This is a genomic window from Kitasatospora acidiphila, assembly GCF_006636205.1.
GTDB lineage: Bacteria > Actinomycetota > Actinomycetes > Streptomycetales > Streptomycetaceae > Kitasatospora > Kitasatospora acidiphila.
In genome coordinates, this window is sequence record NZ_VIGB01000003.1 from 5,883,735 (window position 1) to 5,890,000 (window position 6,266).

The 6,266-nt window shown below is 70.4% G+C and carries 6 protein-coding genes (1 of these 6 only partly in view); all 6 read left to right on the forward strand.

Annotated features, from left to right (window positions below; all coding sequences use genetic code 11):
* The first annotated feature begins 49 nt into the window (after nucleotides 1–49).
* A complete protein-coding gene (locus E6W39_RS27870; RefSeq protein ID WP_141635842.1) occupies nucleotides 50–1,399 on the forward strand; it encodes a M16 family metallopeptidase in 1,350 nt (449 codons plus the stop codon).
* A 57-nt stretch (nucleotides 1,400–1,456) separates the two neighbouring features.
* Entirely contained in the window at nucleotides 1,457–2,203 is a 747-nt protein-coding gene (dapB, locus tag E6W39_RS27875; protein WP_141635843.1) for a 4-hydroxy-tetrahydrodipicolinate reductase, read from the forward strand.
* Nucleotides 2,203–2,643 carry a tetratricopeptide repeat protein gene (locus E6W39_RS27880; protein ID WP_141635844.1) on the forward strand — a complete coding sequence of 147 codons (441 nt, stop codon included), beginning with the start codon at nucleotides 2,203–2,205 and terminating at the stop codon, nucleotides 2,641–2,643. The genes dapB and E6W39_RS27880 overlap by 1 nt, the downstream gene beginning before the upstream one ends.
* Nucleotides 2,640–3,368 carry an FAD-dependent thymidylate synthase gene (thyX, locus tag E6W39_RS27885; RefSeq protein ID WP_101380337.1) on the forward strand — a complete coding sequence of 243 codons (729 nt, stop codon included), beginning with the start codon at nucleotides 2,640–2,642 and terminating at the stop codon, nucleotides 3,366–3,368. Before E6W39_RS27880 ends, thyX begins: the two co-directional genes overlap by 4 nt.
* Before the next feature lie 238 nt (nucleotides 3,369–3,606).
* Nucleotides 3,607–4,506 (forward strand): 4-hydroxy-tetrahydrodipicolinate synthase, encoded by a 900-nt coding sequence (gene dapA / locus E6W39_RS27890; RefSeq protein ID WP_141635845.1) that lies wholly within the window; start codon nucleotides 3,607–3,609, stop codon nucleotides 4,504–4,506.
* 207 nt (nucleotides 4,507–4,713) lie between these two features.
* Nucleotides 4,714–6,266, forward strand: the 5' portion of a protein-coding gene (locus tag E6W39_RS27895) for a ribonuclease J (protein ID WP_141635846.1). 133 nt of this gene lie beyond the right edge of the window; only the first 1,553 of its 1,686 coding nucleotides appear in the window; it begins with the start codon at nucleotides 4,714–4,716; its stop codon lies off the right edge, out of view.

The following is a 6,266-nucleotide window of genomic DNA, read 5'->3' on the forward strand; positions in this document are numbered from 1 at the left end:
GTACGGGCCGCACCCTGTTGTCCCCGAAGACCGAAAGAAGGAATGGCCCGTGGCCCAGGCCTCGGCAGTGCAGCAGCGCCCCGGCAGCACCCGCACCCTGCTCAAGGGCGTCGACGGTGCCGGGACGGTCCGCCGCACCGTGCTTCCCGGCGGCCTGCGGGTCGTCACCGAGACCCTGCCGACGGTTCGCTCGGCGACCTTCGGGATCTGGGTCGGCGTCGGCTCCCGGGACGAGACCCCGCAGCTCAACGGGGCCACCCACTACCTGGAGCACCTGCTCTTCAAGGGCACCGCCCGGCGCTCGGCGCTGGAGATCTCGGCCGCGCTGGACGCGGTCGGCGGCGAGATGAACGCCTTCACCGCCAAGGAGAACACCTGCTACTACGCGCGGGTGCTGGACACCGACCTGCCGCTGGCCATCGACGTGGTCTGCGACATGGTCACCGGGTCGCTGATCCGCCCCGAGGACGTGGAGGCCGAGCGCGGCGTCATCCTCGAGGAGATGGCGATGGCCGAGGACGACCCGGGCGACGTGGTGCACGACCTGTTCGCCAAGGTGCTCTACGGCTCCGCCCCGCTCGGCCGGCCCATCCTGGGCACCCAGGAGACCGTCAAGGCGCTCAGCCGGGAGCAGATCGCCGGCTTCTACAAGCGCCGGTACCGGCCCGAGCACCTGGTGGTCGCGGCCGCCGGCAACCTGGACCACAAGGCGGTGGTCCGCCAGGTCGAGGCCGCCTTCGCCCCGCTCCTCGCCAAGTCCGACGCGGCGCCCGCCGAGGCCCGCCGCGGCGAGCGGGAGCTGCGCACCGCGGGCCGCCTGGAACTCCTCAACCGGCCCACCGAGCAGGCCCACCTGGTGCTCGGCGGGCCCGGCCTGCCCCGGCACGACGAGCGGCGCTGGGCGATGGGCGTGCTCAACTCGGCGCTCGGCGGCGGCATGAGCTCGCGGCTCTTCCAGGAGGTGCGGGAGAAGCGCGGCCTGGCCTACTCGGTCTACTCGTACTCCTCGTCCTACGCCGACAGCGGCCTGTTCGGCATCTACGCCGGCTGCCAGCCGAAGCGGGTGGAGGAGGTGCTGCGGATCTGCCGCGCCGAGCTGGACCGGGTGATCGCCGAGGGCATCACCGAGGAGGAGCTGCAGCGTGCGATCGGCCAGATCTCCGGCTCCACGGTGCTCGGCATGGAGGACACCGGCTCGCTGATGAACCGGATCGGCAAGGCCGAGCTGGCCTACGGCGAGCACCTGTCGGTGGACGACATACTGGCGAAGATCGCCGGAGTCACCCTGGACGACGTCCACCAGGTCGCCCGTGATGTGCTGGGTGCGCGCCGCCCCTCGCTCGCGGTGATCGGCCCGATCAGCGACAAGCGGGCGGCCGGGCTCGCCGCCCTCCTGTGAATGCACCTGAATGCACCGCCTTCTTGCAGAAGCACCGCCCGAAGTGAGGACCAACAGATGACCCTGCGCGTAGCCGTCATCGGCGCCACCGGCCGAATCGGCTCCGAGGCGGTCAAGGCGGTCGAGGCCGCCCCCGACCTGGAGCTGGTCGCCGCCCTCGGGCGGGACTCCGCGCTGGAGGAGCTGGTCACCAGCGGTGCCCAGGTGGCCGTCGAGCTGACCCACCCCGACGCCGTGATGCGGAACCTGGAGTACTGCACCGCCAACGGCATCCACACCGTGGTCGGCACCACCGGCTGGACCCCGGAGCGGCTGGAGCTGCTGACCGGCTGGTTGGCCGCCGCCCCCGGCACCGGCTGCCTGATCGCGCCCAACTTCTCCATCGGCGCCGTGCTGACCATGCAGTTCGCCCAGCAGGCCGCCAAGTACTTCGAGTCGGTCGAGGTGGTGGAGCTGCACCACAACCGCAAGGCCGACGCCCCCAGCGGCACCGCCACCCGCACCGCCCAGCTGATCGCGGCGGCCCGCGACGCCGCCGGCCTGCCCAAGCAGTCCGACCCGACCACCCACGCGCTGCCCGGTGCCCGCGGTGCCGACGTGGACGGGGTGCCGGTGCACGCGGTGCGGCTGCGCGGGCTGCTGGCCCACCAGGAGGTGCTCTTCGGTGACGCCGGCGAGACCCTGACGATCCGTCATGACTCGCTGCACCACAGCTGCTTCATGCCGGGCATCCTGCTCGGGGTGCGGCGCGTGGTGGAGACCCCGGGCCTGACCTTCGGCCTCGAACACTTCTTGGACCTCTGATGACCTCGCGCACGGGCTTCTTCATCCTGGCCGCCGCCCTCCTCCTGGTCTCCCTGGTCTGCATGGGGGAGGGCGTGCAGCTGATCGCCACCGGCAAGCCCGCCGGCATCGGCATCGGGATCTGCGCCTTCATCATCCCGGGGATCGGGATCTGGTTCCTGCGCCAGACCATCCGGTTCGGGCGCACCACCGAGGAGATGTCCCGGGAGCTGGCGGCCGAGGGCGGCCTGCCGGTCGACGAGCTCAAGCGCACCGGCGCCGGCCGGATCGACCGCGCGTCCGCCGACGAGGTCTTCGCCAAGCGCCAGGCCGAGGCGGAGGCCGACCCGCAGAACTGGCGCGTCTGGTTCCGCCTGGCCGTCGCCTACGCCGACGCCGGTGACACCCCGCGCGCCCGCAAGACCATGCACCACGCAATCAAGCTGAGGAGTAACCCGTGACCGACGACGCCTCCCCGATCTTCCGCAGCGACGTCACGGTGGAGCTGGTCCGCAGCGCGGCCACCGACACCGACGTGCTCTGGGCGGCCCGGGTCTCCACCAAGGGTGAGCAGTCGCTGGAGGCCGTCGGGCAGGACCCGGAGAAGTCCAAGGGCCTGATCAACTTCCTGATGCGGGACCGGCACGGCACGCCCTTCGAGCACAACTCGATGACCTTCTTCATCAGCGCGCCGATCTTCGTCTTCCGCGAGTTCCACCGGCACCGCACCGGCTGGTCCTACAACGAGGAGAGCGGCCGCTACCGCGAGCTGCAGCCGGTCTTCTACGTGCCCGCCGAGGACCGCAAGCTGGTCCAGGTCGGCCGGCCGGGCAAGTACGAGTTCCACCAGGGCACCCCCGAGCAGCACCAGACCGCCACCGCCTCGATGGAGCGCGCCTACACCGCCGCCTACACCGAGTACCAGGAGATGCTGGCCGCGGGCGTGGCCCGCGAGGTGGCCCGGGCGGTGCTCCCGGTGGGCCTGTTCTCCTCGATGTACGCCACCTGCAACGCCCGCTCGCTGATGCACTTCCTGTCGCTGCGCAAGAAGGACGAGCGCGGCAAGATGCCGACCTTCCCGCAGCGCGAGATCGAGATGGTGGCCGAGAAGATGGAGGAGCTGTGGGCGGGTCTGATGCCGCTCACCCATGCGGCCTTCAACGAGCACGGCCGGCTCGCGCCCTGACCTGGCTCGATGGGCATACGGGCCTCTCGGCCCGGCATGTCTGGATTGCGGCGGATTGGGGTGCTCCCTAGGCTCGGGGCACGGATTCCGGTGCTACCTGAACCCCGAGCAGGTAGCACCGGAATCCTATGGATTGTCCGCTTTCCGGCCCCTCGGCCGTGTCTTTTCAGGGTGTTTCTTCGTCTCAACCCTGGACCGGACTATCGGCCTCCTCATCGGCTACGAGTATTTTTGGACCATGGCTCCGACCTCCACACCGCACGCTCCCTTCGGCCGGGTCCTGACGGCGATGGTGACTCCCTTCACCCCCGACGGCGGACTCGACCTCGACGGCGCCCAGCGCCTGGCCACCCACCTGGTGGACCTGGGCAACGACGGCCTGGTGCTGAACGGCACCACCGGCGAGTCGCCCACCACCAGTGACGCCGAAAAGGCGCAGCTGGTCCACGCCGTGGTGGAGGCGGTCGGAGACCGCGCCCATGTGGTGGCCGGCGTCGGCACCAACGACACCGCGCACAGCACCGAGCTGGCCCGGCAGGCCGAGGCCGCCGGCGCCCACGGCCTGCTGGTGGTCACCCCCTACTACAGCAAGCCGCCGCAGGAGGGCATCTACCGGCACAACGTCGCCGTGGCCGACGCCACCGGCCTGCCGGTGATGCTCTACGACATCCCGGGCCGCGCCGGCGTGGCGCTGAGCCACGAGACGCTGGTCCGGCTCGCCGAGCACCCGCGGATCGTCGCCAACAAGGACGCCAAGGGCGACCTGGCCGCCGCCTCCTGGGCGATCGCCCGGTCCGGGCTCGCCTGGTACTCCGGCGACGACATCCTCAACCTGCCGCTGCTCTCGGTCGGAGCCGTCGGCATGGTCAGCGTGGTCGGCCACCTGGTCGCCGACCGGCTGCGCGAGCTGGTCCACGCCTACGAGGCCGGCGAGACCGCCCGCGCCACCGCGATCCACCAGTCGCTGCTGCCGGTCTACACCGGCATGTTCCGCACCCAGGGCCTGATCCTCAGCAAGGCCGCGCTGGCGCTGGCCGGGCAGCCCGGCGGTCCGGTCCGGCTGCCGCTGGTCGATGCCACGCCCGAGGAGATCGCCCGATTGAAGGAGGATCTCGCCGCCGGCGGGGTACACCTGTAGCAAAAGACGTGCGCGCCCCCGGCTCGCCGGGCCCCATCGCCGCCATGGGACCCGCCGCTGGACCGGAGACGACAGGCGCGAGGCACAACAGCGAGCCGCTCGATCACGAGCGGACCGAACTGACAGGTACGAGCGATGCCGCGCGCCATATGCCCGGCGGGGGAAGTCCTCCGCGGCATATGGCGCGCTGCGTGAATGGAGAGTCTTTTGAGCCACCCCCACCCCGAACTCGGCGCGCCCCCCGCACTCGCGCCGAACGCGATCCGGATCACCCCGCTCGGCGGCCTCGGGGAGATCGGTCGCAACATGACGCTGCTGGAGCACGCGGGCCGGCTGCTGATCATCGACTGCGGCGTGCTCTTCCCCGAGGACGAGCAGCCCGGCATCGACCTGATCCTGCCGGACTTCTCCTCGATCCGGGACCGCCTCGACAAGGTCGACGGGATCGTCCTGACCCACGGTCACGAGGACCACATCGGTGCCGTTCCGTACCTCCTGCGGGAGAACCCGGACATCCCGCTGATCGGGTCCAAGCTGACCCTGGCGCTGATCGAGGCCAAGCTCGCCGAGCACCGGATCCGGCCCTACGTGCTGGAGGTCGCCGAGGGCGAGCGCGAGCAGATCGGCCCCTTCAACTGCGAGTTCATCGCGGTCAACCACTCCATCCCGGACGCCCTGGCGGTCGCGGTCCGCACCCCCGCCGGCATGGTGGTGGCCACCGGCGACTTCAAGATGGACCAGCTCCCGCTGGACGGCCGCCTCACCGACCTCCCGGCCTTCGCCAAGCTGGCCGAGGAGGGCATGGACCTGCTGCTGGTGGACTCCACCAACGCCGAGGTCCCCGGCTTCATCCCGCACGAGCGGGACATCTCCGCAGCGCTGCGCAACGTCTTCGCCAACGCGGAGAAGCGCATCATCGTCGCCTCCTTCGCCAGCCACGTGCACCGGATCCAGCAGGTGCTGGACGCGGCGCACGAGTACAAGCGCAAGGTGGCCTTCGTCGGCCGCTCGATGGTCCGCAACATGGGCATCGCCCGAGACCTGGGCTACCTCAAGGTGCCCGGCAACCTGATCGTCGACGTCAAGACGCTGGACGACCTGCCGGACAACGAGGTGGTGCTGGTCTGCACCGGCTCGCAGGGCGAGCCGATGGCCGCACTGTCCCGGATGGCCAACCGCGACCACCAGATCCGGATCGTCGAGGGTGACACCGTGGTGCTCGCCTCCTCACTGATCCCGGGCAACGAGACCGCGATCTACCGGGTGATCAACGGCCTGACCCGCTGGGGCGCCAACGTGGTGCACAAGGGCAACGCCAAGGTGCACGTCTCCGGCCACGCCTCCGCCGGTGAGCTGCTCTACTTCTTCAACATCTGCCGGCCGAAGAACCTGATGCCGGTGCACGGAGAGTGGCGCCACCTGCGGGCCTGCGCCGAGCTCGGCATCAAGACCGGCGTTCCGAAGAACCGCGTGGTGATCGCGGAGGACGGCGTGGTGGTCGACCTGCAGGACGGCGTTGCCAAGATCGTCGGCAAGGTGCAGGCGGGCTACGTCTACGTGGACGGCACCTCGGTCGGCGACATCACCGAGTCCTCGCTGAAGGACCGCCGGATCCTCGGCGAGGAGGGCTTCATCTCGGCCTTCGTGGTGGTGGACTCCACCAGTGGGAAGATCGTCAGCGGCCCGACCATCCAGGAGCGCGGTTCCGGCATCGACGACACGGCCTTCGCGCCGGTCGCGCAGAAGCTGGAGGAGGCACT

Excerpts from the sequence above, each read along its gene's own strand:
- E6W39_RS27880 (WP_141635844.1), top strand. The coding sequence starts at position 2,203 with ATGACCTCGCGCACGGGCTTCTTCATCCTGGCCGCCGCCCTCCTCCTG.
- dapB (WP_141635843.1), top strand. The coding sequence starts at position 1,457 with ATGACCCTGCGCGTAGCCGTCATCGGCGCCACCGGCCGAATCGGCTCC.
- dapA (WP_141635845.1), top strand. The coding sequence starts at position 3,607 with ATGGCTCCGACCTCCACACCGCACGCTCCCTTCGGCCGGGTCCTGACG.